Source organism: Rhizobium sp. 9140, assembly GCF_900067135.1.
GTDB lineage: Bacteria > Pseudomonadota > Alphaproteobacteria > Rhizobiales > Rhizobiaceae > Ferranicluibacter.
Map to the genome: position 1 here is coordinate 1,056,895 of NZ_FJUR01000001.1, position 24,539 is coordinate 1,081,433.

The 24,539-nt window shown below is 63.2% G+C and carries 20 protein-coding genes; 9 read left to right on the top strand and 11 right to left on the bottom strand.

Annotated features, from left to right (window positions below; all coding sequences use genetic code 11):
• Positions 1-78 precede the first annotated feature (78 nt).
• Positions 79-2,346, top strand: a complete 2,268-nt coding sequence (locus GA0004734_RS04910; RefSeq protein ID WP_092931695.1) for a heavy metal translocating P-type ATPase — start codon at positions 79-81, stop codon at positions 2,344-2,346.
• 87 nt (positions 2,347-2,433) lie between these two features.
• On the opposite strand, the gene GA0004734_RS04915 is transcribed toward GA0004734_RS04910, so the two are convergent.
• The 3 genes from GA0004734_RS04915 to GA0004734_RS04925 are packed head-to-tail and all read right to left on the bottom strand — an operon-like array spanning position 2,434 to position 4,463.
• A complete protein-coding gene (locus GA0004734_RS04915; protein WP_092931698.1) occupies positions 2,434-2,871 on the bottom strand; it encodes a D-erythrulose-4-phosphate isomerase in 438 nt (145 codons plus the stop codon).
• Positions 2,872-2,906: 35 nt separating this feature from the next.
• A complete protein-coding gene (locus GA0004734_RS04920) occupies positions 2,907-3,674 on the bottom strand; it encodes a triose-phosphate isomerase (protein ID WP_092931700.1) in 768 nt (255 codons plus the stop codon).
• Positions 3,675-3,704: 30 nt separating this feature from the next.
• Positions 3,705-4,463 (bottom strand): DeoR/GlpR family DNA-binding transcription regulator, encoded by a 759-nt coding sequence (locus GA0004734_RS04925; RefSeq protein WP_092935925.1) that lies wholly within the window; start codon positions 4,461-4,463, stop codon positions 3,705-3,707.
• A gap of 238 nt (positions 4,464-4,701) precedes the next feature.
• On the opposite strand from GA0004734_RS04925, the gene pncB reads away from it, so the two are divergent.
• Positions 4,702-6,006 (top strand): nicotinate phosphoribosyltransferase, encoded by a 1,305-nt coding sequence (pncB, locus tag GA0004734_RS04930; protein ID WP_092931702.1) that lies wholly within the window; start codon positions 4,702-4,704, stop codon positions 6,004-6,006.
• 135 nt (positions 6,007-6,141) lie between these two features.
• Here the strand turns inward: pncB and GA0004734_RS04935 are convergent, their stop codons facing one another.
• A complete protein-coding gene (locus GA0004734_RS04935; RefSeq protein ID WP_139056234.1) occupies positions 6,142-6,408 on the bottom strand; it encodes a hypothetical protein in 267 nt (88 codons plus the stop codon).
• A gap of 120 nt (positions 6,409-6,528) precedes the next feature.
• On the opposite strand from GA0004734_RS04935, the gene GA0004734_RS04940 reads away from it, so the two are divergent.
• Positions 6,529-7,188, top strand: a complete 660-nt coding sequence (locus GA0004734_RS04940) for a TetR/AcrR family transcriptional regulator (protein WP_092931706.1) — start codon at positions 6,529-6,531, stop codon at positions 7,186-7,188.
• 70 nt (positions 7,189-7,258) lie between these two features.
• Here GA0004734_RS04940 and GA0004734_RS04945 read toward each other — a convergent pair whose 3' ends face one another.
• Complete coding sequence (locus tag GA0004734_RS04945) at positions 7,259-7,657, bottom strand: hypothetical protein (protein WP_092931708.1); 399 nt, start codon at positions 7,655-7,657, stop codon at positions 7,259-7,261.
• Between the two features lie 288 nt (positions 7,658-7,945).
• On the opposite strand from GA0004734_RS04945, the gene GA0004734_RS04950 reads away from it, so the two are divergent.
• Complete coding sequence (locus GA0004734_RS04950) at positions 7,946-8,218, top strand: DUF2934 domain-containing protein (protein WP_092931710.1); 273 nt, start codon at positions 7,946-7,948, stop codon at positions 8,216-8,218.
• 243 nt (positions 8,219-8,461) lie between these two features.
• Positions 8,462-9,919, top strand: coding sequence for a glycogen synthase GlgA (glgA, locus tag GA0004734_RS04955; protein WP_092935927.1), 1,458 nt, complete (start codon positions 8,462-8,464; stop codon positions 9,917-9,919).
• Between the two features lie 109 nt (positions 9,920-10,028).
• Here the strand turns inward: glgA and glgX are convergent, their stop codons facing one another.
• On the bottom strand, positions 10,029-12,119 hold the full coding sequence (gene glgX / locus GA0004734_RS04960; RefSeq protein ID WP_092931712.1) for a glycogen debranching protein GlgX: 2,091 nt from the start codon (positions 12,117-12,119) through the stop codon (positions 10,029-10,031).
• A gap of 373 nt (positions 12,120-12,492) precedes the next feature.
• On the opposite strand from glgX, the gene treZ reads away from it, so the two are divergent.
• The 3 genes from treZ to GA0004734_RS04975 all read left to right on the top strand — a co-directional run bounded on the left by treZ (position 12,493) and on the right by GA0004734_RS04975 (position 16,102).
• Positions 12,493-14,283, top strand: coding sequence for a malto-oligosyltrehalose trehalohydrolase (gene treZ, locus GA0004734_RS04965; RefSeq protein ID WP_175386221.1), 1,791 nt, complete (start codon positions 12,493-12,495; stop codon positions 14,281-14,283).
• Positions 14,284-14,486: 203 nt separating this feature from the next.
• Complete coding sequence (locus tag GA0004734_RS04970; RefSeq protein ID WP_092931716.1) at positions 14,487-15,416, top strand: VOC family protein; 930 nt, start codon at positions 14,487-14,489, stop codon at positions 15,414-15,416.
• A gap of 83 nt (positions 15,417-15,499) precedes the next feature.
• A complete protein-coding gene (locus GA0004734_RS04975; protein ID WP_092931718.1) occupies positions 15,500-16,102 on the top strand; it encodes an alpha/beta hydrolase in 603 nt (200 codons plus the stop codon).
• Between the two features lie 4 nt (positions 16,103-16,106).
• Here the strand turns inward: GA0004734_RS04975 and ggt are convergent, their stop codons facing one another.
• The 5 genes from ggt to oiaX all read right to left on the bottom strand — a co-directional run bounded on the left by ggt (position 16,107) and on the right by oiaX (position 23,588).
• Entirely contained in the window at positions 16,107-17,846 is a 1,740-nt protein-coding gene (gene ggt / locus GA0004734_RS04980) for a gamma-glutamyltransferase (protein ID WP_092931720.1), read from the bottom strand.
• Positions 17,847-17,932: 86 nt separating this feature from the next.
• Entirely contained in the window at positions 17,933-19,876 is a 1,944-nt protein-coding gene (locus GA0004734_RS04985) for a D-apionate lactonase (RefSeq protein WP_092931722.1), read from the bottom strand.
• Entirely contained in the window at positions 19,873-20,907 is a 1,035-nt protein-coding gene (locus GA0004734_RS04990; RefSeq protein WP_092931724.1) for a Gfo/Idh/MocA family protein, read from the bottom strand. Before GA0004734_RS04990 ends, GA0004734_RS04985 begins: the two co-directional genes overlap by 4 nt.
• An 82-nt stretch (positions 20,908-20,989) precedes the next feature.
• Entirely contained in the window at positions 20,990-22,342 is a 1,353-nt protein-coding gene (locus tag GA0004734_RS04995) for a four-carbon acid sugar kinase family protein (RefSeq protein WP_092931726.1), read from the bottom strand.
• On the bottom strand, positions 22,335-23,588 hold the full coding sequence (oiaX, locus tag GA0004734_RS05000) for a 3-oxo-isoapionate-4-phosphate decarboxylase OiaX (protein ID WP_092931728.1): 1,254 nt from the start codon (positions 23,586-23,588) through the stop codon (positions 22,335-22,337). Before oiaX ends, GA0004734_RS04995 begins: the two co-directional genes overlap by 8 nt.
• Positions 23,589-23,805: 217 nt before the next feature.
• Between oiaX and GA0004734_RS05005 the strand changes: the two genes are divergently transcribed.
• Complete coding sequence (locus GA0004734_RS05005; protein WP_092935929.1) at positions 23,806-24,519, top strand: transcriptional regulator NanR; 714 nt, start codon at positions 23,806-23,808, stop codon at positions 24,517-24,519.
• The last annotated feature ends 20 nt before the right edge of the window (positions 24,520-24,539 follow it).

Consider the following 24,539-nt stretch of genomic DNA (forward strand, 5'->3'; position numbering starts at 1 on the left):
CACGTTCCATCATTTTCTGCCTTGTAGCTCTAGTCGCTAGAGCCTTTACAAGGGTTCCATCACGTGACGGAGATGATGATGGGCGAGATGCGGCAAACACGATTCGACGTTTCAGGCATGGACTGTGCCTCCTGCGCATCCAAGATCGACACAGCCGTCCGGCGGCTGCCGGGCGTCGCCGATGTCGCGGTCTCGGTGACGACGCAGACCATGACCGTTCACCATGACGAGACGACGGACCTTCCCGCTTTGGCGCGAAAGGTTTCGGGTCTCGGCTACAAGACGGTGCCCGCGAACCGGACGCCGGTGAAAGCGGCTCCGCAGGCCTCGGCTTGCTGCGGAGGTAACGCCCCTAACGACCATGATCATGAAAGCCACGGCCAAGGCGACCATGGCCATAAACATCATGGCCACGATCCAGATCCGGCAAACGCAGCCACCGCTCCACCCTCGGGCCTGCATGGTCACGACCACGGACCCATGTCCGGCCCCTGGTGGGCCTCTGACAAGGGCCGGTTGACGCTTCTTTGCGGTGGCGCTCTCGTGGCCGCCTATGCCGTCGGGCATCTCTTTCCCCCGCTTGCCTCCAACGCCTTCCTCATCGCGCTTCTCGTCGGCCTCGTACCCATCGGCCGGCGCGCGATCATGGCGGCGCTGGCGGGAACGCCGTTCTCGATCGAAATGCTGATGACCATCGCGGCTATCGGCGCCGTCATCATCGACGCGGGCGAGGAGGCGGCAGCCGTCGTCTTCCTGTTCCTTGTCGGTGAACTGCTGGAGGGCGTTGCGGCCAGCCGGGCACGGCGCAGCATTCAGGCCTTGTCGGACCTCGTGCCGAAGACGGCGTTCCTTGACGACAACGGTGTCACGCGCGAGGTGCCAGCAGACTCGCTCGTTCCCGGCAACATCATCCGCATCCGTCCCGGCGACCGTGTTCCCGCAGATGGCGATATCATTTCCGGCGAAAGCGCGATCGACGAAGCGCCCGTGACAGGCGAAAGCGTGCCTGTTCGCAAGACCGCGAATGATCCGGTCTTTGCCGGCACTGTTAATGGCGAAGGCGTGCTGCGGGTCACCGTCACGGCGGCAGCGGCCGACAATACCATTGCCCGCGTCGTGCGCCTCGTGGAGGAAGCGCAGGAGGCAAAGGCGCCGACCGAGCGCTTCATCGATCGTTTTTCGCGTTATTACACGCCGGGCGTGGTCGTGGTCGCCGCGCTGGTCGCCATCCTGCCGCCGCTTCTGGCGGAAGGGTCCTGGTCGGAGTGGGTCTACAAGGGTCTCGCCATCCTGCTCATCGGCTGCCCCTGTGCACTGGTCATCTCGACGCCGGCCGCCATCGCTGCCTCCCTGTCCGCCGGCGCCCGTCGGGGACTGCTGGTCAAGGGCGGCGCCGTCCTGGAAAAGCTCGGCACGGTCGATACCGTCGCCTTTGACAAGACGGGGACGCTCACCGAAGGACGTCCCGTCGTCACCGACATTCTTGCCTTCACGGTTGCGGAGAGCGACATCCTGAGACTCTCGGCTGCGCTCGATGCAGGCTCAAGTCATCCCCTGGCCCTCGCCATCCTCGCGCGTGCTGAAGCGGACAGCATCGTTTATCCCGCAGCCGAAGGTTCAGCAGCGCTAGGCGGCAAGGGCGTTACCGGTACGGTCGGCCCGCAAAAGCTGTTCCTCGGCTCGCCCCATGCCGCGGCCGAGATCGCGGCGCTCTCCGCGGAGCAGTGGAGCGCCATTCAGGCGCTCAATGACGACGGCAAGACGGTGTCCGTACTCGTCATCGATGGTCAGGTGGCCGGCGCCATCGCCATGCGCGACGAGCCGCGCAAGGACGCACGGCAGGCGCTTGCAGCGCTCAGGGCAGCCGGCATTCGCACCGTGATGCTCACCGGCGACAACCGCCGCGTGGCTGAAGCCGTCGGGCGTGACCTCGGCATCGACGTGCGGGCCGAACTTATGCCGGAAGACAAGCAGACCATCGTGCGCGAACTGAAGGTGCAGGGTGCGACGGTCGCCAAAGTCGGAGACGGCATTAACGATGCGCCGGCGCTGGCGGCCGCCGATATCGGCATCGCCATCGGTGGCGGTACGGATGTCGCCCTGGAAACCGCCGACGCCGCCATTCTCCATGGGCGCATCGCGGATGTTGCGGCGCTGATCAATCTGTCGAAGCGCTGCATGGCCAATATCCGGCAGAACATCGCCGTCGCGCTCGGTCTGAAGGCCGTGTTCCTCGTCACGACCATTGTCGGCATCACCGGCCTCTGGCCGGCGATCCTGGCGGATACCGGCGCGACCGTGCTCGTCACCATCAACGCCCTGCGGCTCCTGCGCGTCCGCGCCTGATCTCCAAAGACAAACGCCCGGCATCGCTGCCGGGCGTCTGTCTCCGGGATCGCGCGGGAGGATCTGCGCGACCGGCGGAAGGGAATGTTATTTCGCGGTGTCGAGGCGATCGATCGCCTTGACGTTGTCGGCCGACGAGCCGTTCGGATCGAACTCCGAGGCAAGCCAGGTATCGACGATCGCCTTGGCGAGTTCCGGGCCGATGACCCGCGCGCCCATGGTGATAATCTGCGCATTGTTCGACTTTGCGGCGCGTTCCGCCGAATAGGTGTCATGCGTCAGCGCCGCCCGGATGCCGGGGACCTTGTTGGCCGAAATGCTGACGCCGATGCCGGTGCCGCAGAAGAGAATGCCGCGCTCGTTCTCGCCATCCACAATGGTCTGGGCGAGCTTCTGCGACAGGTCCGCGTAGAACCCCTGCTGACTGAGATCCGTGACGTCGATGTCATCGCGGGTTGCAAGATGCCTGGCGATGACGTCGAGAAGCGGCTTGCCGGCGCTGTCGGCCCCGATGGCGATTTTCATGGCTGTTTCCTTTCAGGCTTTTGTTGGTCTTGGTGTCAGAGAACGGATGAGACGCGGGTCACGATGTCGAGATAGCCCGCGACATTCCAAGCGGAGCGGCCGATGAAGAGGCCGTCGATATGGGGTTTGACGATCAACTCCGCGCAATTGCCGGGATTGACGCTGCCGCCATAGAGAACGGGTACAGGGACGCCGAGACAGGCTTTTGCCACCTCGGCGATGCGGGCGTGGCGGTCGTCGGCATAATCGGCGGATGCCGGAATGCCGTTGACGCCGATGGCCCAGACGGGCTCGTACGCGAGAAGCACCGGCTGTTCCCTGTCCGCACCCGGAAGGCCCGAAAGCGCGCCTTCGACCTGCCGCTTCAAGACAGCATCCGCCTCGCCGGCCTCGCGTTCGGACAACGTCTCGCCGATGCAGATCAGCGGCGTCAGGCCGTGACGAACGGCGGCGGCCGTCTTCAGGCCGACGGTCCGGTCGGTCTCGCCGAAGTGTTCGCGTCGCTCGCTATGGCCGAGCTCCACAAGGTCGAGGCCGCAATCGGTGAGCATCGGAGCGGAAATCTCGCCGGTCCATGCGCCGGCATCGTCCCAGTGCATGTTCTGTGCGCCGACCTTGACGCTGGTCCCCGACAACCGCTGCTTGACCTCGCGCACGGCCGTAAAGGGTGGGATGACGAAGCGCTGGATGCGCGGATCGCGCGCCGCGTCGCTTTGTCCCAGACCGTCGGCAAAGGCCATGGCCTCGCCGAGCGTCTTGTTCATCTTCCAGCTCGTTCCAACCCAGATGCTGTTCGTTTTCACTGCATGCTCCTCGTCGTGACGTCCCGGTCGTCAGACCTTGATGATCGATATGCCGGCATCGCTCAGACTGGACTCGTGGCCGGCGTCGATGCGGTCGCTGGTGATGACGGCGCTGAAATCGTCCAGTTCCGTCAGAAAGTGTAGGGCCGGCTTGCCGAATTTCGCGTGGTCCACCATTAGGTAGTTGCGGCTGGCCGAGCGCATCATCTGGCGCTTCGTCTTCACGACTTCCTGATCCTGGTGAAAGGCGGCGGCCCCCTGGATAGCAGAGGAAGAGAGAAAGGCGATGTCGGCCCGCAGCGACGACAACGTCTCCTCCGTGACGATGCCGAAGAAGCCGTTGAACTTGCGGCTGTACTGACCCCCAAGCGAGATGACCTCGATGCCGGGAACGGCCGTGAGCTTGACGATGACGGAGAGGTTGTTGGTGATCACCGTCAGCGGCCGGATGGTCGCGAGATGATCGGCAAGCCCGCCGGCCGTCGATCCGTCGTCGATGATGATGATCTGCCCGGGCTCCACCAGTGTTGCGGCGTAGGCTGCGAGCTGCCGCTTCTCCTCGGCCGCCATCTTCTCGCGGTAGCGAAAATCGCTCTCGAACTGCGCGCTCGACTGGATGGAGGCCCCGCCATGCACCTTGCGCAAAAGGCCCGCCTGCTCGAGATCGTCGAGATCGCGATGGACGGTCATCTTGCTGACGGAAAAGCGCAGAGACAGATCCTCGACGGAGGCAGAGCCTGCCTCCATCAGAATATCCATGATTTCCTGCCGCCGATCGTCCGGTTTCAAAGCCACCGAAATCTCCATCCTCACGGCGATATAAACAGCGTCGTGCAGAAAGACAACATGCTGAATGATATTATGTGATGATCGAATGTTACGTTGTTCGGAGGATTCGATAGCCTGCACGTGTTGCAGGTAGCGATTTGGCGTGGCATGAAGATGCAGCTCGTTGCGCCATCAAGAGTGCAGCGCCGGAGGAATATCCGCTGCGGTTTTGCCGTTCACGCGGATGCGAGGATACGGCATGACGAAGACGGATATTGCGCGGCGCGTCTACGACAATGCCTGGAAGCTCGATCCCGTCGTGCGCAGCCTTCTGGATACGGACTTCTACAAGCTTCTGATGTTGCAGATGATCTGGCGTCTCTACCCGGATGTCGATGCGACCTTCTCGTTGATCAACCGCACCAAGACGGTGCTTCTGACGGAGGAGATCGATGAGCAGGAACTGCGCGAGCAGCTGGATCATGTCCGCACGATCCGCTTCACCAAGAAGGAAATGATCTGGCTCGCCGGTAACACCTTCTACGGCCGCAAGCAGATCTTCTCGCCCGACTTTCTCGCCTGGCTCGCCGATTTCCAGCTGCCGGACTACGAGCTCTCGCGCCGTCACGGCCAGTATGAGCTCACCTTCCCGGGCAAGTGGACGCATACAAGCATGTGGGAAATCCCGGCTCTCGCTATCGTCAACGAGCTGCGCTCACGCACGGCCATGAAGGGCATGGGTCCCTTCGCGCTCGATGTGCTCTATGCCCGCGCCAAGGCGAAGATGTGGTCGAAGGTGGAACAGCTGCGGGCGGTGCCAGACCTTCGCATCTCCGACTTCGGCACCCGCCGCCGTCATTCGTTTCTGTGGCAGCGCTGGTGCGTCGAGGCGTTGAAGGAAGGTATCGGCGAATCCTTCTCAGGTACCAGCAACGTGCTCCTCGCCATGGATACCGATCTCGAGGCGCTCGGCACCAATGCCCATGAACTGCCGATGGTGGCGGCAGCCTTGGCCCGAACCGATGCCGAGCTTGCGGACGCGCCCTACAAGGTCTTGCAGGACTGGAACCGGCTTTATGGCGGCAACCTGCTGATCGTCCTGCCGGATGCGTTCGGAACGGCGGCCTTCCTCAAGAACGCGCCGGACTGGGTCGCCGACTGGACCGGTTTCCGCCCCGACAGCGCTCCGCCGATCGAGGGTGGCGAGCGCATTCTCGACTGGTGGCGCGCCCATGGCCGCGACCCCCGGGAAAAGCTGCTGATCTTTTCAGACGGGCTCGATGTCGAGATGATCGTCAAGACCTACCGGCATTTCGAGGGCCGGGTGCGCATGAGCTTCGGCTGGGGCACCAACCTCACCAATGACTTTGCCGATTGCGCACCGACGGAGGTCAGTGGTCTCAACCCGATCTCCATCGTCTGCAAGGTCATCGACGCCAATGGCCGCCCCGCCGTCAAGCTGTCCGATAATCCCCGCAAGGCGACGGGCGACCCGGCCGAGGTGGAACGCTACCTGAAATTCTTCGGAACGCAGGACTTTGAAGAACTCGCCGTCCGCGTCTGACAGCGTCACCCTGCAGCAAACACGAAAAACCCGACCGGAGGAGGTCCTTCCGGTCGGGTTTTCATGACGCCCGGGAACGGGGCGCGTCCGACAGACCGGCTCGATCGGAGCCAAACCCGTGGATCGGGGTGCCGCTCAGTAGCAGGCAGCGCAGGCGGAGCCGGTGCGCACCGCCAGCGGATGGACCATGGCGAGCAGGCGGCGTTTCGGCGCGGCCAGAAGCTTGGCCGCATGCGTGCGAGCGCCGCCGGGTTCCGGCTTGGCATGCTCCAGCGCGTTCGCTGCCGAGTACAGCAGCGTCCTGAATTGCGAGGAGGTCACGCCATCGGCCCGCATCACGGCGCGGATCATCGGATCGGTCAGCACCTCGTTCAGGGTCAGATCGTCATGTGCCATGTTCATGGCCTTCTCCTTCGTGTCGTCCACAGCCGAGGTCAGGCGGGGTTGGGCCTGTCCTTGACCGAAATGCTTTGGTGTGTTACCGGTAAGTAACGCGTCATTTGTTACCGAACGGTCACACCCATGTCAATCGCTGTCGTGAATAAAAACGCCAAACGTGGCTCTACTGTGAAGTCGGATCAGGAATCGACATCGCCCCCCGGTCTTTCCTCTGCAAAAGTCGCTCCACGTGACCGTATCGTCACGACGGCCTGCGAACTGTTTCGCCAGCATGGCATCCGTGGCATCGGCGTCGATGCGATCGCCGAGGCGGCGTCGACCAACAAGATGACGCTCTACCGGCATTTCGGCTCGAAGGACGACCTCGTCTGCGAGACGCTTCGTGTGACCTCGGAAAAGAGCGGCGCAATGTGGGCGGACATCGAAACGCGGTTTCCCGAAGATGCGAAGGCCCAGCTTTGCGCCTGGGTAACCGCCCTTTCGGATTGTCTCCAGCGCGACCAGTTCGGTTGCGACATTGCCAATGCTGCGGTGGAACTCAAGGAGGCGGGCCATCCAGCCCATGCCGTCATCGAGACCTTCAAGATTCTGCAGCGCGAAAAGCTAACGGATCTCTGCCGGCGGACGGGTATCGAAGAGCCCGAAACCCTTGCCGATACGCTGCTCCTCTTGCTGGAAGGCGCCCGCGTCAGCCGCCAGGCCTCAGGGCTCGAAGGCCCCGCCCAGTGTTTCCAGCGCGCCTGTCGCAACACGCTGACAGCCTTCGGCGTCAGCACGTCCTGAAGCCACGTCCGCCGGCTTAATTCGATAGAACCGCCATCGCGACGGGATCGCGATGGCGGTTTGCGTCGGACTAAAGGCCATCGCGTTTAAGAAGCGCGCGAACCTCTTCGAAGCGGCGCTTGTTCGCCTCGTTGCGCTCGTTCGGGCCATAGCAGGTGCTGGACACGCAGAAGCGCTGCACATTGAATGGTGCGGCGGTGTTCTGGAATTCGCACTCGATGGAATCCACCATGTCCTTCTTCTCGACGCCTTCGCGGGTGGAGAAGGTGAGGCGGGCGCCCGGCGGCTTCAATTCCGGAAAGGACTGGACGACGCCGGTCTGAAAGGTCTCGGCAAGAAGCAGGTGCTTTGCGACCTGCACGCAGACATTCTCGATCGTGGGCTCGATTTTGGACGTTTGTGCGGCGGCTGGCGACAGGCCGGTAAAAGCCGATGCGGCGGCAATGGCTAGAACAATCCGTTTTCTCATGACACACTCCGGAAAGCCGCATGGTGCGGCAGTGACTTGGCGGATTCTTCGCGTCGGCGGATAAGAGCCTGCGCCGAGACGATCCGTGAGCGCTAGATAGGGCAGTTTCGACCGTCATCCAGCCGTCGTGTCGACCGCAACGGCCATGTGGACACCCTGTCTCCAAGGACCTTCGTCGCTCCCTATGAGAGAGCGCCGGAATAGGGAAAATGTCTGTCTGATCTGGAACCAAATCGACCCTCCCTGATTTGGGAGTGGCGGTAGTCCGATTATCAAAGGGAGAAGGCCATGACCGAGAAAGACGAAGACCTGATCAAGAAGCGGGCTTATGCCTTGTGGGAATCCGAAGGCCGGCCAGAAGGTCGGCATGACGAGCATTGGGGCCAAGCCTATCAAGAGCTTGCCAATGCCGAAAACACCTCGGTGCTCGGTGAGCCAGAGGACGAAGCCGCACCTGTCGATACGCCGGTCAATGCCGATAAGGCAAAGCCTCCGCTGTCGGTTGTGGACGGTGGCGCTGCCGGAAATTCCGGTGCCAAGCGCAAGCGCAAGACGGTCTAAGACCACACAGGCGCCGGCTTTGACCGGTGCCTGATTTTCCTCGCGACGACGGCTCCCCCCAGACATTTCGCGCACGCTGCGTGCCTCGTATCGCACTGCACAAGTTTCTCACCTGCTCCGCAATATTTGTGCGGACACGGGGTCCGGTTTCCTCCATCATCGGAGCAAGAGGTGTTTCGCTTTTCTCCCGACCTCCATTTCAGCCGGCAATCCGACCGGATTGCAAAGAGGAACGTGACCTGCGTGAACGTACTATCTGTGACGTCGGAAATCTTCCCCTTGATCAAGACCGGCGGCCTTGCCGACGTGACCGGGGCGCTGCCGAAAGTCCTTTCCGCGCGCGGGTATCGCACCCGCAGCCTGATCCCCGGCTATACCTCCGTTCTTGCCGAGGTGAGCGACGCGCGACCGGTGCATTTCTTCCCGGATCTTTTCGGTAATCCGGCATGGCTGCTCGAAGCGGAGTGCCAGGGTCTCGATCTTCTCGTGCTGAACGCGCCTGCGCTCTACGATCGTCCCGGTGGCCCCTATGTCGGCGAAGATGGCATCGACCACCCCGACAACTGGAAGCGCTTTGCCGTTCTCTCCTACGTGGCCTCGGCCGTCGCAGGCGGGCTTCTGCCGGACTGGACGCCCGATCTTGTGCATACCCATGACTGGCAGACGGCGCTGACCTCCGTCTACATGCGCTACTCCGCCAATGCCGGGACGATCCCGTCGGTTCTCACCATCCATAACCTTGCATTTCAGGGCCAGTATTCCGCCGCCCATCTGAAGGATATCGGTCTGCCACCGGAGGCGCTGTCGATCGATTGCCTCGAATATTATGGCGACATGAGTTATCTCAAAGGTGGCATCCGCACCGCGAGCGCGATCACCACCGTCAGCCCGACCTATGCCCGCGAGATCGTCTCGCCAGAACTTGGAATGGGCATGGAAGGTGCGCTTCTGTCGCGTCTCGACACCTTCACCGGCATCGTCAATGGCATCGACAGCGAGATCTGGGATCCTGCTACCGATCCCTATCTGCCGGCACGATACGACGTTCGTCACATCCGCAACCGGGGCATCAACCGGACCCGGCTGCTTGAAACATTCCGGCTCGACGCCGCACCGGGACCGGTGTTTGCCGCCGTCACCCGTCTCACCTGGCAGAAGGGCGGCGATATGCTCGCCGAAGTCGCCGAAGAGATCGTGGCGCTCGGCGGCAAGCTGATCGTGCTCGGCAAAGGCTCCAAGGATATCGAGACCCAGCTGCTGCTCGCTGCCGGGCGACATCCCGGCAAGATCGGCGTCCGCATCGGTTATGACGAGGAAACGGCGCATCTGGTTCATGGCGGTACGGACATCATCGTCCAGCCCTCCCGCTTTGAGCCCTGCGGCCTGACTCAGCTCTATGCGCTGCGCTACGGCGCCGTGCCTGTGGTCTCGCGCACGGGCGGATTGTCGGAAACGATCATCGACGCCAACGACGCCGCAATGTCCGCGCGCGTCGCCACTGGTTTCCAGTTCCACCCCGCCACCAGCGACAATCTCCGCCTCGCCATCCACCGGGCGTTCCACGCCTATAGCGATCCGAAGAAGTGGGCTCGTTTGCAGAATCAGGGCATGAAGGCCAATTTCTCTTGGGAGCGCAGCGCCGAGCAATATGCCGAGCTGTATGGCAAGGTGATCGCAAAGGCGAAAAAGGCGACGGCCTGATCCTATCATCGTATTGAACGAGAGAAGCCGGCCTGACCTTGCGTCTGACCGGCTTTTTCTTGTTCGCTATAGAAACCCGGCCCGCGAAGCGCAGGCCGGTCTGAGATGATCAGGCCGGGCGGAACACTGCGAGGCTGCGCGCCTGCATGTCGAACGCCTCTGCCGTATCCACAGGCTGCGCTTCGACGTCCGGATCGCCCGTCGTCAGTTCCAGCACCCAGTTGCCGCTCGGCGATTCGGGGAGGGCAAAGGGAACGACGCCGTCATGCGGGTTGAAGATCATTAGGATATGCGACCAGATGCCTTCCTTGCCGACGAGATCGTCGCGCGAGATCAGGGCGCCGATGGTGGTGCCGCCGCCATCCTGCCACTGCTCCTCCGTCTGCTCGCCGCCACCGGCATTCAGCCAGGTGATGACCATGCCGTCGCGCCAGTTTTCACGGTGCAGCAGCGGCTGGGTCGCACGTAGCGTGGTCAGCCGGCGCACGAAGTCGCGCAGAACGTCGGCGCTTGGCGGCAGGTTCTCCCAATGTATCCAGCTGATATCGCTGTCCTGGCAGTAGCCGTTATTGTTGCCCATCTGGCTGCGACCGAATTCGTCGCCGCCGAGAATCATCGGCGTGCCGTGAGACAGCAGCAGCGTGGCGAGGAAGTTTCGCTTCTGGCGTTCGCGTGTGGCGTTGATGGTCTCGTCTTCGGTCGGACCCTCGGCGCCGTAGTTGAAGCTCCGGTTGTCCCCGTGACCGTCCTTGTTGTCTTCGCCGTTCGCATCGTTGTGCTTCTCGTTGTAAGAAACGAGATCGTTGATGGTGAAGCCATCATGCGCGGCAACGAAGTTGACGCTCGCCCAGGGGCGACGGCCGCGAAGGTCGTAGATATCGCCGGAGCCAAACAGACGCGCTGCAAAATCCGGCGCCGTGCCGTCCGTATCCATCCAGTAGTCGCGGACCGTGTCGCGATACTTGTCGTTCCATTCGGCCCAGCCGGGCGGGAATCCGCCGACCTGATAGCCGCCTGGACCGATATCCCAGGGTTCGCCGACGAGCTTGACCTTGGAGAGAACCGGATCCTGCGAGACCGCATCGAAGAAGCCGCCGCGCTCGTCGAAACCTTCCGGCTCGCGACCGAGAATGGTGCCGAGGTCGAATCGGAAGCCATCGACATGCATTTCCTCGACCCAGTAGCGCAGAGAATCCGTCACCATCTGCAGCACGCGGGGGTGAGAGGTGTTGACCGTATTCCCGGTGCCAGTGTCGTTGATGTAGTAGCGGTGATTGTCGGGCAGGGTGCGGTAATAGGAGAAGTTGTCGATGCCCTTGAAGGAGAGCGTCGGCCCAAGCTCGTTGCCTTCGGCCGTGTGGTTGTAGACCACGTCGAGAATGACCTCGAGCCCGCCATCATGCAGGGCGCGAACCATATCGCGGAAGCCGTCGAGGGCGCGGGGGCCGTAATAGCGCGTCGCGGGCGCGAAGAAGCCGAGCGTGTTGTAGCCCCAGTAATTGTGCAGCCCCTTGTCAACCAGCATGCTGTCGTCGGGGAAGAAGTGGGTCGGCAGCAGTTCCACCGAGGTGATGCCGAGGCTCTTTAAATAATCGACAGCTGCCTTGTGGCCCATACCATCGAAAGTGCCACGCATATTTTCCGGAATCGCCGGGTGCAGCTTGGTGAAGCCCTTAACGTGCGTTTCATAAAAAATCGTCTTCGACCAGGGAATGATCGGGCCACGATCGCCCTGCCAGTCGTAGGTCTTCGGATCGATGATGCGACCCTTCGGCGTCACCGACGCGCTGTCAAGCGTGTTGAAAGTCAGATCCTTATCGGTCTCGGCGTCCATGTCATAGGCGAAATGCGCTTTAGACCATTCCACATCGCCAACCAGTTCGCGGGCGTACGGGTCCACCAGAAGCTTGTTTGGATTGAAGCGATGCCCCCGCTCCGGATCAAACGGTCCGTGGACGCGATAGCCGTAGAGCGCGCCGGGTTTCAGGCCGGGGATGTAGCCGTGCCAGACCTCGTTCGTGTATTCGGGAAGCTCGATGCGCGCGACCTCGACGGCGCCGCTGTCATCGAAGAGGCAGAGTTCGATGCGTTCGGCATGTGCCGAAAAGATCGCAAAATTGACGCCATCCTTGTCGGGCGTTGCCCCGAGCGTATGCCACGATCCCGGCTCGACCGCGTACTGATTGACTTTGGCGTCCATGAAACATCCCCTGTGTTGATCAGATCGGAAATTGTGCGTCGCATCATTTTGTTCCCTCTCGAAGAGGAAATCTTGTTTTTCGGCGGCGGCGTACTGGCCTGCCAGTAGCCGGAAGGTGCTGGTCTGCGCCTCTCGCATCTTAACGGGCGGAGCATGAACAAGTTCAGTCAGCAATAAACATCGCCGGTCCGTCGCTTCGTGGACTGGATTTCGTGACCGCGCGACGCATTTCCTTCGCAATGCAGCAAGCTCCCGAGCGCGCACGGAACCTTTGTCCGGATCCGCCTGTTGAAGGGCGGATCGCAGGCCAGCCGGAATGGCGCAGACAGTGCGTCGGACCCAGAACCGATACGAGGACAGGATGAACTCCCTGATGACAACTGAGAGCGTACCACCTTCCGCAAACCGGCAGACGACAGCCTGGGGACCCGAGCTACTGCCGGGGGGCGGCGCGCGGTTCCGCCTCTGGGCGCCGGGCGAAGACACGCTGACGCTACGGCTGGACGGCAAGGACTACGCAATGCAGAAGGCGGGCGAGGGCTGGTTCGAAGCCATTATTCCCGACGCAAAGCCCGGTGCCATCTATGCCTTCGTCTTGCCGGATGGAAAGGTGGTGCCGGACCCGGCTGCGCGTGCGCTTGCGGAAGACGTTCACGGCCCAGCCGTTCTGGTCGATCCCGATGCCTACCAGTGGCAGCATGCCGGCTGGACCGGCATGCCCTGGGCCGAAACGATCCTCTACGAATTCCATGTCGGCACGTTCACGCCGGAAGGCACCTTCCGGGCGGCCATCGACAAGCTGGCCGCCATCGCGGAAACCGGCATCACCGCCGTCGAGATCATGCCGGTCTCGCATTTCGGCGGCACGCGTGGCTGGGGTTATGATGGCGTCTATCCTTACGCGCCGCACAATGCCTATGGCTCGCCGGACGATCTTAAGGCCTTCATCGATGCAGCGCATGGGCTCGGCCTCATGGTGTACATGGATGTCGTCTACAACCACTTCGGACCGGACGGAAACTACCTGAGCGCCTATGCGCCGGACTTCTTCCGCGAGGGCAAGAAGACGCCTTGGGGCGCCGCCATCGCCTACAACAAGCAGCCGGTGCGTGACTTCTTTGTCGAAAATGCCCTTTACTGGCTGCGCGAGTTCCGTATCGACGGCCTGCGCTTCGACGCGATCGACATGATCTTCGACGATGCGGAAACGCATGTCCTGATCGAGATCGCACGTCGCGCCCGCTCCGAGTTCGAAGGCCGCCACATTCACCTCGTTACCGAGGATCCGGAAAACCACATCGAACTGCGCCGCAGCGACGACAATGAAGCGCTGCTCTATGACGCCGACTGGAACGACGATTATCACCACGCGGCCCATGTGGTCGCGACGGGCGAGAAGAACGGCTACTATGGGAAATTCATCGACAAACCGGTCGAGAATTTCGCCCGCGCGCTGACCGAAGGCTACATCTATCCCGGGCAAAAGCCTGTGGAGATGAGTGAGCCGGTGCCGATGGAGGCTTTCGTCGGCTTTCTTCAGAACCACGACCAGATCGGCAACCGGGCCTTCGGCGACCGGCTGATCACGCTGACGTCAAAGGAGATGCTGGAGGCACTCACCGTCGTCACCATGCTGGCGCCGCACATCCCCATGCTGTTCATGGGCGAGGAATATGGCGAGACGCGTCCCTTCTTGTTCTTTACCGATTACGACGGCGAACTCGGCAAGGCCGTGCGCGAAGGCCGGCGCACCGACATGGACAATTTCGGCGGCCTTCCGGACGGCAAATCCGTCGAGGACGTGGCAGACCCCAATGCCATCGAGACGATGGAGAACACGCGTCTTGACTGGGCCAAGTCCGAAACCGACGAAGGCCAGAAATGGCGTGGCCTCTATCGTAAGCTGATTGCCATTCGCAAACGGGCCATCATCCCCCTGCTGGTTGCCGCCCCCAACACGCTCTCGGCCGGCACTGTCCTGACGGCGGAAGGCAGGCTGCTCGCCATCGACTGGCAGCTCGGCGATCGCCGCCTGCAGCTGCGCGCTAATTTCGGCGACGTGGCAGCGGACCTGCCGCCGGCAACCGGCGAAACGCTCTACGGCACGCACAGCACGCAAAGCATGGCGCCCTTTTCGGTCCTGTTCGCCCTCGACCGCGCCTAGAAAACGGAGGGCTTGGGCGGCGGAGAGACCTCCGCCGCCGCTGCCTGAGAAGTGAACAACGAAACGTGATCGTTCTCGATTTGAGAACAATCCGTCCTGTATCGATCCTCTATCGCGGGCAGCGATCCTGCACCATCTTGACCTCATCAAACGCCCGGTCGCCGCCACAGCGGCAAAACCTTCGGGCAGGAAAGGATGAGATCATGATCGACCAAATCAAGGGCCTCCATCACGTCACGTCGATGGCAGCAAACGCCCGCGTCAACAACGCGTTCTTCACGGATGTTCTCGGCCTCCGCCGCATCAAGAAGACCGTCAACTTCGACGCGCCCGACGTCTACCACCTCTATTACGGCGACGAGATCGGCACGCCCGGCACCGTCATGACCTATTTCCCGTTTCCCCACATAGCGCGGGGACGTTCGGGTACCGGTGAAGTAGGTACAACCGTTTTCTCCGTGCCGCAGGGCTCTCTCCCCTACTGGGCCGATCGCCTGACGAAGAAGGGTGTGACCGGCGTGACGCCGAGCGAGACCTTCGGCGAGAAGCGCCTCTCCTTCAACGGGCCGGATGGCGATGGTTTCGCGCTGGTGGAGACGTCCGACGATCCGCGTACGCCGTGGACGGCAGGCGGCATCAGCGCGGATCATGCCATTCGCGGCTTCCACTCCGTCGCCCTGCGGCTGCGGGATGCCGGTGCAACCTCGGAACTGCTCGGCTTCATGGGCTACGACACGTTGGAAACGCGCGACGGCGTCACACGTCTTCTCGTACCCGGCGCGCAGGCAGCAGGCGTCATCGACATCGAGACCCTGCCGGATGCACCCGGTAGCCGCCAGGGCGCAGGCTCCGTCCACCATGTGGCCTTCGCCGTCGATAACCGGGCGGCCCAGCTGGAGGTGCGCAAGGCGCTGATGGATACGGGCTATCAGGTCACCCCGGTCATCGACCGCGATTACTTCTGGGCGATCTACTTCCGCACGCCCGGCGGCGTCCTTTTCGAAATCGCCACCAACGAGCCGGGCTTTGAGCGCGACGAGGAACGGGCGCATCTGGGCGAGGCACTCAAGCTGCCGCAGCAGCACAAGCATTTGCGGCCGATCCTGGAGCAGCAGCTGGAAAAGCTCGACTGAGGTTCCACCGCCAACGATCAGGAAATCACACAGAACCGGAGCCGTCGCAGGACATGCGGCGGCCATACCGAAGGAGTTTTGTCATGACCGACACGGACTATAAGCACCTCATCAAAAAGGGCGCGACCGGCGTACCGCTTCTCGTGACGCTGCACGGCACGGGCGGAGACGAGAACCAGTTCTTCACCTTCGCCAGCCAGCTGCGTCCCGACGCAACCATCCTGTCGCCGCGCGGCGATGTCTCGGAACATGGGGCGGCCCGCTTCTTCCGCCGCACGGGCGAGGGTGTCTACGATATGGCCGATCTCGCACGCGGCACGCAGAAGCTTGCCGATTTTGTGCGAAAGACGGCCGAAACGGTCGGGGCCTCGGAGATCTTCGGCCTCGGCTTCTCCAACGGCGCCAACATTCTGGCGAACGTGCTGGTGGAGTTTCCCGACCTCTTCGACCGGGCCGCACTCCTGCATCCGCTGATCCCGTTTCAGCCGAAGCCCGCACCGGGTCTGGCCGGTCGCCGCATTCTCGTCACCGCTGGCGAGCGCGATCCCATCTGCCCGACCCCGCTGACCATCGCGTTGGCCGACTACTTCACGGCGCAGGGCGCAACGACGCAACTCGCATGGCACAATGGCGGCCACGATATCCGCGAGAACGAGATCGAGGCGATGCGCACGCTGTTTGCCTGAACGCTCAATATCCCCGCGCCGCGCCCGATGCGGCGCGGCTGTCCATAGCGCCGTAGTAGCGAGTGCCTTCAGAACCTTCCGCCGCCTCCGCCGCCGTCCTGCCGCCGACGAGGATGCCGGCAGCCTGGCCCCAGGCGGGCCAGTTCTTGTCCGGGCCGACATCATGCCCCATGCCCTGAAGCACCTTTAACGTATCGGCGGACAAAGCGAAGGGCTCGATCGCGACCGTGTCCGGCATCCATTGATGATGAAGCCGCGGCGCATCGATCGCCTCCTGCAGCGTCATGCCATGGTCGATGACGTTGAGGATGGCTTCGAGCGTGATGGTGATGATGCGGGCGCCGCCGGGGCTGCCGATGACCATGAACGGTTTGCCGTCCTTGGTCACGATGGTCGGGCTCATGGAGGAGAGCGGCGTCTTGCCCGGCGCAATCGCGTTGGCCTCGCCCTGAACGAGCCCGTAGAGGTTCGGTGCGCCGGGTTTGGAGGTGGAGTCGTCCATCTCGTTGTTGAGCAGGATGCCGGTACCGGGCGCCACGACGCCGGCGCCGAAGGAGCCGTTGAGCGTATAGGTCACCGAGACCGCGTTGTCGGCGCTGTCCATGATCGAGTAATGCGTGGTCTCGTGGCTCTCCCCGAGCCCTTTGGGTGTAAGCTGGGCGGAAACGCCGGCCTTCTTAAGGTCGATCTTGCCGCGGATTTCCTGAGCATAGGCCTTGTAGAGCAGCTTCTCGACCGGGTTTTTCACGAAGTCGGGGTCGCCGAGCGCCGAGTTGCGGTCGACATAGGCATGGCGCATGGCCTCGATCATCACATGCGCCGTCGCCGCCGAGCCCGCGCCAAGCTCGCCGAGCGGATAGCCCTCGAGAATGTTGAGAATCTCGCAGAGGATGACGCCGCCGGAACTTGGCGGCGGGGAGGAGATGATCTCGTAGCCGCGATAGGTGCAGGTGACAGGTTTCAATTCGCGCACCGCGTAGCGCTCGAAGTCCTCTTTCGTCAGGATGCCGCCCTTCTCCGTGCTCGCCTTGACGATGTCGTCCGCGATCGCGCCCTTGTAGAACGCGTCCGGCCCCGTCTTGGAGATCGCAGCCAGACTGCGCGCGAGGTCCGGCTGGACCAGCGTCGCGCCGATCTTCGGCGCCTGGCCATCCGGGGTCAGGAAGATCGCGGCGGCGGCCGGGTCGCGACCGAGCTTCTTCAGGCTGTTGCCGAGCGAAGCGACATCGCCACCATCGAGAATGAAACCCTGCTCTGCCAGTTTGACGGCGGGAGCCAGAAGCGCTTCGCGCGACAGGGTGCCGAAGCGGGTGCGCGCGGCCTCGAAACCGGCCACCGATCCGGGCACGCCGACGGCGAGATAGCCGTCGGTGCTGCGGCCCTTGGTGATCTCGCCCTTATCGTCGAGATACATCGTCTTCGTCGCGGCAAGCGGTGCCCGCTCGCGAAAGTCGAGAAAGCTGGTGCGGCCATCGGCAAGGCGCACCGTCATGAAGCCGCCGCCGCCAATATTGCCGGCCGTGGGATAGACGACGGCCAGCGCATAGCCAACCGCCACTGCGGCATCGACCGCATTGCCGCCCTGCTTCAGGATCTCCACGCCGACATCCGAGGCCAGATGCTGGGCCGTGACGACCATGCCGTTTTCACCCGCAACCGGCTGCGGCGAGGCCGCCTGTGCAGGGGATACGGCAAGGCCGATCATGAGGGTCAGATGCACGAGAGGGGTGCGGATGAGGGTCATAAGCGTGGCTCCTCCGGGTCGGCGATCACAGTCGCAAGGGAGAAGATAGCCCAAACGTCATGGCGCCGCTTCGGAAAAATGCGCGCTTAGCCGTCGATCCGCAGCACGCCATAAGCGCCGAGCCGAACGTCCCCGGTGCCGAGCTGTTCGCCTTTCAGCGGACCGACCGCAGCATCGATCATCGTCTCCGCATCCAGCCGAAAGGCCGATGCATCCGAAGCGATGCCGAGCGCGGACAGATCGAGTGTCTGCGGCAGCGGCGTCAGGTTGACGGCAAGGATCGTCCGGTCATCCCTTCTGTGCGCGCACATTGCGAGAACCGCATCCGGCCGGTTGGATGCAATGGTGGTGGCCTCCGCGCCGGCAAGACCCGCGAGCATGGCGACGGCATGAAACAGTGGTCGCCGCCCGCCTTCGGGAACGGGTTCGTTTGCGCCGGCGATCAGGCCGAACGAGCCTGTGAGAGCCGAAAGCGTTAGCTGATCGAGCCCGGCCGGTGCGACCGAGATGGCATAGCCGATGGCGTAGGCGGCGGCGAAAAGGCCGTTCTGGCGCGGGTCCCGGTTCGCCATCGGAATCCGGCTGCCATCCGGATTGTCCATCGTCCGGCTGCCATAGGGGTTCTGGCGCATGGGGATGGTGGACGGGCCAATGCGGTAGCGCCGGTCGCCATAGATCGCGCGCACCGAGCGGGTAATGAACGGCAGCGCCTCCAGCGTCTGCATGACGCTGCGGTCGTCCGCGGCATGCACGATCGGGTTGGTACAATGACTGATGAAATCGAGTGTTGCCGCCGGTACGCGCTTACGGTTCAGCTCGGTGAAGTAGCTGAGCATGCCGCCGCCGAGCATCTGCGACGGGAACACCGTGCGCGCAGCGGTATAAATATCTTCGAGCGGTGGACACGCCGGCCAGGCGCTGCCCGGCGGCGTCGATTGCCGGTCGACGGCGGGGGACACCATGACGGCATCCGGCGCGAAACCTGCTCTGTCCATCGCCGCAGCCATCGCGCGGAGTTCATCAGCAAAAGGCTCCCCGCACGGCAGCGCGATCTCCAGCGTGGACAAACCCGGGTGTTGAGCCGTGAGAGCCACGAAGGCATCGAATACGCTGTCGTCATGACCCGCGAGCGGATCGACGTGGAAAAGCAGGGCCTGCGCCTTTGGGTCGAGGCCGGCCATCAGCATCGCCCGGGTTGCCGCGGCTTCTTCGGGGGTGACGATGAGCCCGATGGGCGGCAGCGGCTTTGCAGGGCCTTGCCCCGGCGTCAGCCGCGCAGGGCCGGCCGAGAGCGCGAAGGGGGAACCCGTACGGCGCGGTCGCTCGTCCACGATCTGCAACGTGATCTTCTGCACGACATCGACGCCCGCCTCGATCCGGTAAGGCCAGGGCAAAGCGAGCGGGCGGACATAGGTCTTGTAGGAGGCATCCGACCAGTTGCGCTGGTCCTCCATCTCGAACGTGTCGCCCTCCATCCGGCATTCGACGCTGACGCCCGGCAGAGCGTGATGCGTGATGGCGCGCATCTCCTTGAAGGGTTGCCAGGGTTCGATGAGGTCCGGCAGGACGGTGGCCTCGATGGTCCCGTCGACATGCTCAACGCGCACCGGCGTTCCCGCCACGCCGACGATCGGGTGGAGGACGCAGAAGCCGCAGCGATTGGTCTCGAACCCCGTCCCGGATGATGCCGTGCCGGAAAAGCCGAGCCGACCTTGAGCGTCACCTTCGATACGGGCGTGGATGCCGAGCCGTGTCTCATGCGGGCCATGGCATAGCGCGCGGTAGGTGACGGTGAAACCGTCCGCGCGCTGGTTCACCACGAGGTCCTCGATGTCGGGATCACAGGTGCCCCAGTCACGATCGCGCACGAGAAACGACACGGCGCGAAGCACCTCCACCCCGTCAAAGCGGATGTTGCGCAGCGCGCCGCCGGAAAGCTCTGCCGAAAGTCCTCCAGCCGCGAGCACACGGGAATCCGGCTCAGTGCGAACGGTGCCGGTCAGGCGAAAGGCGAGCGCGGTGTCCGTCATGCGATCAGCGGTCCGATGGCGACGGGCTGCAGCGTTGCGGCACTTTCATAAGCCGCCTCCACCAGTGCAAAGGTCTTCAGATTGTCGGCGCCGGAGGTCGATGTTTCCGCGCCGCTTGCCAGTTTCTCCGTCCAGTGCTGCTGGATGGCAAGAACGCTTTCCTGGATATTGTGCCACGGGCGGGATGCCCAGGGGAGGAGAGCCGGTGACACATCGCGGATCTCCGTGCCGGACGCATTGGTGATCTCCAGCCGGTACCCTTGCATCAGCCGCAGCGAGCCTTCGGTCCCGTCCAGTTCGATCAGCGTCTCGGGGAAGGGCTCGACGGCAACCTTCGTCGCATAGCTGACATCCACGACCGAAGTCGCGCCGTTCTCGTGATCGAGCAGGATCGTCGCGACATCCTCGCCCTTGATCGCAGGATTGACGCGCTTGGTGCGGGCAGTCAGCGTCGTGACGTCGCCCAGAATGTAGCGGGCGATGTCGAGCGTGTGGATACCCAGATCCTCAATGATGAAGCGCGCGCCTTCGGCCAGATAGGGCTGGCCCGAGAACACGTCGTAGCCGGAGCGGAACGAGAAGCGACCCCAGAACGGCGTGCCGATCTGCGCAGCATCCAGCGCCTTCCGCACCGCCTGGACCGGCGTTTGCCAGCGAAAATTCTCGTGAATCATCAGGGGAACGCCCGCCGCATCGCATGCGGCGACCATGGCTTTGGCATCGGCGAGCGTCGGCGCAAACGGCTTCTGGCAGATGACCGGCAGACGGTGCGAAGCCGCCATCTCCACCAGCGCGCGGTGGCTGTTGACCGTGGTGGCGATGTCAACGAAATCGAAGCCGCCATCCGCCATCATCTGCGCGGCGTCGCTATAGCGGCGCGCGATCGCGAACTGATCGCCGACGATTCGCAGGCGCTCCGGGTCGCGGTCGCAAATGGCGATGATCTCGGCGCCCTGCACATCCTGCCAGGCATGCATCTGGTTGACGGCAAAGAAGCCGCAACCGATCAGCGCTCCTCGAAAACTCGGCATGGTCAATGTCCTTGAAAATTGTCGTTCACGGTCCAGCCCGGCCAATCAGGTCAGGCTATGTAAGGGCGACTGGTATAATGAGTCAACCAGCCGAAGTCGCGCGCCCGTCGCGGATTTGGGCGAAGTAGCCGTCGCGTCCTACCTGTCCGCCCTTCAACGCAATCTGCAGTCCATTGGTCGGTGCATGCAGGCCGTGAGCGGTGCAGAGTGGCGATCCCGGCGTTTCCGGCAGCGGCAGCAGGGTTGTGAGGGCATCGACCTTCAGGGCGCCGAGCGCATGGCTTGACGTGTCGCCGCCTGCGATGACGGCCCGGCCAAGACCTTGCGTTTCGATGAGGTGCAGGAGAATCCGGCCAAGCATCTGACCCAAACGATGCCGGCTGCCGGCCACCCGGTCGATCTCGCCGCCACGATCGGCCTGCGGACCGAGGGCCGTGTGAAGGATGACGCTGCGGCCGGCTGCAAGGCTCGTCTGCGCATTCCGGATTGCGTGCTCGATGACACGTTCGCCGTCCTCCCCGAGAAGAGCGAGAGGATCAAGTGGCACGCCGTCGAAGCCGTCGGCGCCTGTTGCCTGCCGGATCTGCCGCTCCGTGGTCGGCGAGACGCTGCCAGAGACGACCGCGATCCGGTCTGCCTTGCCGGGGGACGGAAAGTCGCGTGCGCCCTTGACCAGTCCTGCGGCGCGCCAAGCGTGGAGGAGCGCATATTCGACGCCCGACGATCCCGCCATGAACCGCGAACCGTGGTTGGCAAGCCGCAGAAGTTGCGCGCCTGCCGCCTTCTGTGTCTCCGGTCCCTCCACGTCCAGCATCAGAATGCCGTCGCCGGCAAGCGTTGCGGCGCGCGCATCGACTTGCGCATCCGTGAGTATGGTAAGATCGACCAGCGCAACCGGCAGGCTTGTCTGGTGCCCGAGATGCTGCGTGAGATCGGCCTCGTTCATCGGCGTCACCGGATGCCGGCTCATGACCGGATGGCGGTCGATCCGATAGACCTCACCGTGATAGCCGGCGAACAAATGGCCGAAGGCGGTGTAGCGCTTGAGTTGCGGCGCCCCGACGACAAGGGGTGCGAGGCTCTGCCCGAAGACATCGAGCCCGATCTCGATCGCCCGGCCGATATTGCCGACCGCAGGGGCCGAATCGAAGGTCGAGCAAACCTTATAGTGAGAGACGGTCGCCTCCAGCCCTTTCAGCCATTGGAAGACCGGCGTCAGGTGTTCATCCATCCAAGCCGGGGTTTCGCTGCGGCTGGTGCCGGCAAGGCCGATGGCGCGGCAATGGGCAAAGCGCTGCAACAGCGCGTCGTCGGGAATGCGCAGGAAGAGCACGGTTTCCACGCCATGGGAGGCCAGCGCCTCCATGACGTCCGTCGAGCCGGTAAAATCGTCGCCGTAATAGCTCAGAAGCAGGGGTGCCGCCATGTCAGCCATCCTTCCCGCCGAAGGTCTTCAGGGATGCGGCAAGCTCGGGATGGTCGAGAGCATAGGTTTCGAGCGGGATGTCGGCAACGGCGGCCTCCCAGGCCTGTTGCACGGCATGCACGCCCGCGGCCGGTCCCCCGGGATGGCTGACGATGCCGCCGCCGCAGAGGTAGAGAAGATCGGTCGTGCGGCCGGTGCGACGATAGGTTTCCGGCGCCTGCCCGCCCCATTGCCCGGACCCGGCAACCGGAAGCGGGCAATCCGCAGGCGAAAAGAGCGGCGTGGATACGGCCTTGAAGGATTCGACGAAGCTCTCGTCCGGCTCCCAGTATTTCACGCCGATGCCGTTGATCTGAAACTGATCGACGCCGAGCAGCCGCCAGAACTGCTGCCAGACCTTGAAGTCGAAGCCGATGCCGGGATGCCGCGTGAGGACGTCCCAGCCGTTGCGGTGCGCATGCAGCACGAGGCCGGAGCGCTTGCGCAGGAAGGCCATGCCGCCCATGCCGATCGAGTTGATGTTGACGACGGCGCAATTGCCGCCGGCGCCGAGCACCATATCGTGGTTGCGCATCATCTCGTCGGGGTCCGTATGCGAGATACCGAAGGCGTACATGATTTTCTTGCCGGTCTTCTGCTCATGGTCGAGGATCAGAGGCATGATGGCCGCGACACGCTCCTTGAGCGGCGAATAGGCCGGGCTCATCAGCTTCTCGTCGTCCTTGATGAAATCGACGCCCGAGCCGATCAGTTCGCCGACCAGTTCCGCCGTTTCCATGGGTCGAAGCCCGAGCGCCGGCTTGACGATGGTACCGATGATCGGCCGGCCCTCGACGCCCGTCAGCCGCCGGCTGCCCGGCAGGCCGAACTGGGGGCCGGGATAGGCGGCACCATATTCCGGCGGCAGCTTGAGGTCCACGACGCGAAGCCCTGTCATGCCTTTGATGGAGAAGATGCCGCCGATGGCGATCGTCATCAGCGCCGAGAGGTCCGTGCCCACGGCGTCGAGCGGAAAGGCGATGTCCACATCGGCCCGGTGAATGGTTCCGTGATCCGATGGCACCTCCGGCCAGCTCGGCGTCTTGGCGGGCTCAAGCGGCCGGATCGCGATCACCCGGGCGGCAACCCGGGCCTTCAGTTCTTCCGTTTCACCCGGCACCGGCACGAAGGTCCCCGTCGACTGGTCGCTGGCGATTTTGGCAGCCATGGCCTCGACGCTTCCCGTCGTCTCGATGCGATAGGTCACCGTGATCATCGGCTTCTCCTCCCCGTCTCGACCTGCCGGCTCCGGCAGATCGTCGTTGATGAACTGGTATAATGAGTATAACAATGACGCAAGTATCGATGACCGGAAAATGCACAGAAGCAGCAGCCGTTGCGACAGGGGAGAAAGCGAGGCGCGGACGCGTTTCCCTTTTCCAAGCGCGTTGCGGCATGCGAAGATGCAGGATCGAACAAATATCTGGAACCTCATGAGCCAGCCGACCGAAACCATCACGCGCCGAAAACTGTCCGACGAGGTCTTTTCCCGCTTGCAGGCGATGATCACGTCCGGCGAACTGAACCCAGGCGACGAAATGCCCTCCGAACGGGAGCTGATGGAGCGCTTCGGCGTCGGGCGGCCGGCGATCCGCGAGGCGATGCAGGCACTGGCCAATATGGGCCTCGTCGTCATCTCGCATGGGGAACGCGCCCGGGTGTTGGAGCTTACAGCCCGGTCGATCCTGCGTCAGGTGGATACGACCGCCCAGATGATGCTCGCGAAATCCTCCGACACGCTGGAGCACCTGAAGAGCGCGCGCATTTTCTTCGAGCGGGGCATGGCGCGGGAAGCCGCAGTGAAGGCCACCGAAGCCGATATTGCAGACCTCAACGCGATCCTCGGTCGGCAGGCGGCGGCACTGGACGATGCCGCCGCCTTCATCGCGGCCGACATGGAGTTTCACAGCCGTATCGCCCGCATCTCCGGTAATCCCATCTATATCGCCGTCAGCGAAGCCATGCTCGCCTGGTTGCGCGGCTACCACACGCATATGCTGATCTGGACCGGCAAGGAAACCGTGACGCTCTCCGAGCACCAATCCATCATCGACTGCATCGTCGCCCGAGACGCCGATGCAACGGAGCAGGCCATGCTGCGCCACCTCGAACGCTCCCGCGCGCTCTATGCGTCGAAGGACTCTTAAACACCGACGCATCTTAATGT

Coding starts and splice junctions, on each gene's coding strand:
- GA0004734_RS04910 (WP_092931695.1), top strand. CDS start 79: ATGGGCGAGATGCGGCAAACACGATTCGACGTTTCAGGCATGGACTGT.
- GA0004734_RS04915 (WP_092931698.1), bottom strand. CDS start 2,871: ATGAAAATCGCCATCGGGGCCGACAGCGCCGGCAAGCCGCTTCTCGAC.
- pncB (WP_092931702.1), top strand. CDS start 4,702: ATGACGAAGACGGATATTGCGCGGCGCGTCTACGACAATGCCTGGAAG.
- GA0004734_RS04935 (WP_139056234.1), bottom strand. CDS start 6,408: ATGAACATGGCACATGACGATCTGACCCTGAACGAGGTGCTGACCGAT.
- GA0004734_RS04940 (WP_092931706.1), top strand. CDS start 6,529: ATGTCAATCGCTGTCGTGAATAAAAACGCCAAACGTGGCTCTACTGTG.
- GA0004734_RS04945 (WP_092931708.1), bottom strand. CDS start 7,657: ATGAGAAAACGGATTGTTCTAGCCATTGCCGCCGCATCGGCTTTTACC.
- GA0004734_RS04950 (WP_092931710.1), top strand. CDS start 7,946: ATGACCGAGAAAGACGAAGACCTGATCAAGAAGCGGGCTTATGCCTTG.
- glgX (WP_092931712.1), bottom strand. CDS start 12,119: ATGGACGCCAAAGTCAATCAGTACGCGGTCGAGCCGGGATCGTGGCAT.
- treZ (WP_175386221.1), top strand. CDS start 12,493: ATGACAACTGAGAGCGTACCACCTTCCGCAAACCGGCAGACGACAGCC.
- GA0004734_RS04970 (WP_092931716.1), top strand. CDS start 14,487: ATGATCGACCAAATCAAGGGCCTCCATCACGTCACGTCGATGGCAGCA.
- GA0004734_RS04975 (WP_092931718.1), top strand. CDS start 15,500: ATGACCGACACGGACTATAAGCACCTCATCAAAAAGGGCGCGACCGGC.
- ggt (WP_092931720.1), bottom strand. CDS start 17,846: ATGACCCTCATCCGCACCCCTCTCGTGCATCTGACCCTCATGATCGGC.
- GA0004734_RS04985 (WP_092931722.1), bottom strand. CDS start 19,876: ATGACGGACACCGCGCTCGCCTTTCGCCTGACCGGCACCGTTCGCACT.
- GA0004734_RS04990 (WP_092931724.1), bottom strand. CDS start 20,907: ATGCCGAGTTTTCGAGGAGCGCTGATCGGTTGCGGCTTCTTTGCCGTC.
- GA0004734_RS04995 (WP_092931726.1), bottom strand. CDS start 22,342: ATGGCTGACATGGCGGCACCCCTGCTTCTGAGCTATTACGGCGACGAT.
- oiaX (WP_092931728.1), bottom strand. CDS start 23,588: ATGATCACGGTGACCTATCGCATCGAGACGACGGGAAGCGTCGAGGCC.
- GA0004734_RS05005 (WP_092935929.1), top strand. CDS start 23,806: ATGAGCCAGCCGACCGAAACCATCACGCGCCGAAAACTGTCCGACGAG.